Annotated in this window: 4 protein-coding genes and 1 tRNA gene; all 5 read right to left on the bottom strand. The window is 64.0% G+C overall.

Annotated elements, in window-relative coordinates; all coding sequences use genetic code 11:
- Positions 1–87: 87 nt before the first annotated feature.
- Positions 88–564 carry a NuoB/complex I 20 kDa subunit family protein gene (locus ACXJKR_RS29700; RefSeq protein ID WP_046113908.1) on the bottom strand — a complete coding sequence of 159 codons (477 nt, stop codon included), beginning with the start codon at positions 562–564 and terminating at the stop codon, positions 88–90.
- A 30-nt stretch (positions 565–594) separates the two neighbouring features.
- The gene (locus ACXJKR_RS29695; protein ID WP_056196915.1) at positions 595–954 is read right to left on the bottom strand and encodes an NADH-quinone oxidoreductase subunit A; all 360 of its coding nucleotides are present in this window, start codon (positions 952–954) and stop codon (positions 595–597) included.
- Positions 955–1,176: 222 nt separating this feature from the next.
- Positions 1,177–1,261, bottom strand: a tRNA-Leu gene (locus ACXJKR_RS29690).
- A gap of 112 nt (positions 1,262–1,373) precedes the next feature.
- Entirely contained in the window at positions 1,374–1,754 is a 381-nt protein-coding gene (gene secG / locus ACXJKR_RS29685) for a preprotein translocase subunit SecG (protein WP_457325901.1), read from the bottom strand.
- Between the two features lie 59 nt (positions 1,755–1,813).
- On the bottom strand, positions 1,814–2,508 hold a 695-nt coding region (tpiA, locus tag ACXJKR_RS29680; RefSeq protein WP_457325900.1), incomplete at its 5' end, for a triose-phosphate isomerase.

Genomic DNA, 2,508 nt, shown 5'->3' with positions numbered 1-2,508 from the left:
GCGTTCTTCAGCGCAACGACGCGCTCACCGAGGACGGCGCCAACTTGCTGGGCCAGGGTTTCGAGATTCAGGCTCATACCTTGGCGCTCAGCGTGCAATGGTGTTTTCGCGGCGGATCTTGGCCTGCAGTTGCAGGATGCCGTAGAGCAGCGCCTCGGCCGTCGGCGGGCAGCCGGGCACGTAGACGTCCACCGGCACGATGCGGTCGCAGCCGCGCACGACGGAATAGCTGTAGTGGTAATAGCCGCCGCCATTGGCGCAGGAGCCCATCGACAGCACCCAGCGCGGCTCGGCCATCTGGTCGTAGACCTTGCGCAGGGCCGGCGCCATCTTGTTGCACAGCGTGCCGGCCACGATCATCAAGTCGGACTGGCGCGGGCTCGGGCGAAACAGCATGCCGAAGCGGTCGATGTCGTAGCGCGCGGCACCCGCGTGCATCATCTCGACGGCACAGCAGGCCAAACCGAATGTCATCGGCCAGAGTGAGCCGGTCTTGGACCAGTTGATGAGCTTGTCGACCGACGTGGTGACAAAGCCCTCTTTCAAGACGCCTTCAATACCCATTTGGAATTCCCAGCTTGTGTCGGCGGACGTTTATTCCCAATCGAGGGCGCCTTTTTTCCACTCGTAGGCAAAGCCGACGACCAGAATGCCGAGGAAGATCATCATGGCCCAGAAGCCCGTCGCACCGATCTCCTTGAGCGCCACGGCCCAAGGGAACAGGAAGGCAATTTCCAGGTCGAAAAGAATGAACAGAATGGCGACGAGGTAGTAGCGCACATCGAATTTCATGCGCGCGTCTTCAAAGGCCTCAAAGCCGCATTCGTAGGGGGAGTTCTTGGCCGCGTCGGGCCGATTGGGGCCGAGCAGCGCGCCGAGCACCTGGGGTGCAATCCCGACCACTGCGCCGACCAAAATGAAGAGGATGACGGGCAGGTATTGATCGAGATTCATCTGGGCTTTCTCGGGTCGACTAAACGTCTTCGTCAACGTGGCCCGCATACGCGAGCCACAAAAGCAAACGGGCGCGTCACCAGCAAAACCAAAGTCTCGCTCGCGGATCGCGCCCGCCTTGAACCTAGCCTCAATCAACCCAGCCTGAGGCTGAGCGACTTTGGCGACAGGCCGCTATGGCTGACTCCCGCATCAGTGCCGCGGGAATCCTAGCCGATGTTCTGGTGCCGTCGGCGAGACTCGAACTCGCACAGCTTTCGCCACTACCCCCTCAAGATAGCGTGTCTACCAATTTCACCACGACGGCAGGTACTCAAACATGCCTGGCAGCTAGTGAGGGTTTGCGTGCCAGACAGCCTCGAATTCTATACCGGGAATTAGGGGTGTCCCGGTGAAGAGGCGAGGTTTTTAGTCGGACTTCAGTTGGGGGCAGCGGAGGCGGCAACCGAGGCCGGCGCGACCGGCGCAACGACGGCACCAGGGATGGCGGCAGCGCCCGACGCGGCGGGCGAGACGACGGCGGCGCGGTCCAGCACGCTGTCGGCAGTCGGTGCGGCCGTGCGGCCGTTGGACARGAAGGCCAGGCCCAGCGTGCAACCAAAGAACAGCGTGGCGGCGACGGCCGTGCTGCGCGACAGGAAGTTGGCACTGCCGGTGGCACCGAACAGGCTGCCCGAGGCACCGCTGCCGAAGGACGCGCCCATGTCGGCGCCCTTGCCGTGCTGCACAAGCACCAGACCGATGATCACCAGGGCCGAGAGCAACTGAACGATCAACACCAGATTCGCAAAGAACTGCATTCCAAACACTCCATCAAAACTTGTTGACGCCCGGCCTCAGTGCCAGGCGCCCGAAAAACTCAGTGCGTCGCCGCCAAGCAGATGGCGGCGAAATCCGCCACCTTCAACGACGCGCCGCCAATCAGGCCGCCGTCGATATCGGGCTGCGAGAACAACTCGGCCGCGTTGTCAGCCTTGACGCTGCCGCCGTAAAGGATGCGCATGACACCGGACTTGTCCGTCGCGGCGTGTAACTGCGCGCGCAGCACCGCATGCACGGCTTGCGCCTCGGCGGGCGAGGCGGTCAGGCCGGTGCCGATGGCCCAGACGGGCTCATAGGCAACGACCATTTCGCCGCAGCAATGGCCCAGCGTGTGGATGACGGCGGCGAGTTGCCGCTTGACGACGGCTTCGGTCTGGCCGGCTTCGCGCTCAGCACGCGTTTCGCCGACGCAGACGATGGGCGTCACGCCATGGGCCAGCGCGGCCTTGGCCTTGTCGGCGACCAGTTGGTCGCTTTCCGCGTGATAAGCGCGGCGCTCCGAATGGCCGACGATGGCGTAGCGGCAGCCGACGTCCGCCAGCATGGCCGACGAGACCTCACCGGTGTAGGCGCCCTGCTCGTGCGAGGAGCAGTCCTGCGCGCCGTAGGTGATGGCCGTGCCGGTCAACGCAAGCGCCGTCTCGGCGATATAGAGGGTGGGCACGCAGACGGCGACGTCAGCGTTCCAGGGGCCCGCCTCCTTGAGGCCGGCCAGCAGTTGGGCGTTGGCAG

This window comes from Roseateles sp. P5_E11, from assembly GCF_054049355.1.
The sequence above is the reverse complement of the archived record's forward strand: the minus strand, read 5'-3'. Positions and strand labels throughout refer to the sequence as shown.

What these genes read in the sequence shown, in the direction of transcription:
- ACXJKR_RS29700 (WP_046113908.1), bottom strand. Translation starts at nt 564, where the DNA reads ATGGGTATTGAAGGCGTCTTGAAAGAGGGCTTTGTCACCACGTCGGTC.
- ACXJKR_RS29695 (WP_056196915.1), bottom strand. Translation starts at nt 954, where the DNA reads ATGAATCTCGATCAATACCTGCCCGTCATCCTCTTCATTTTGGTCGGC.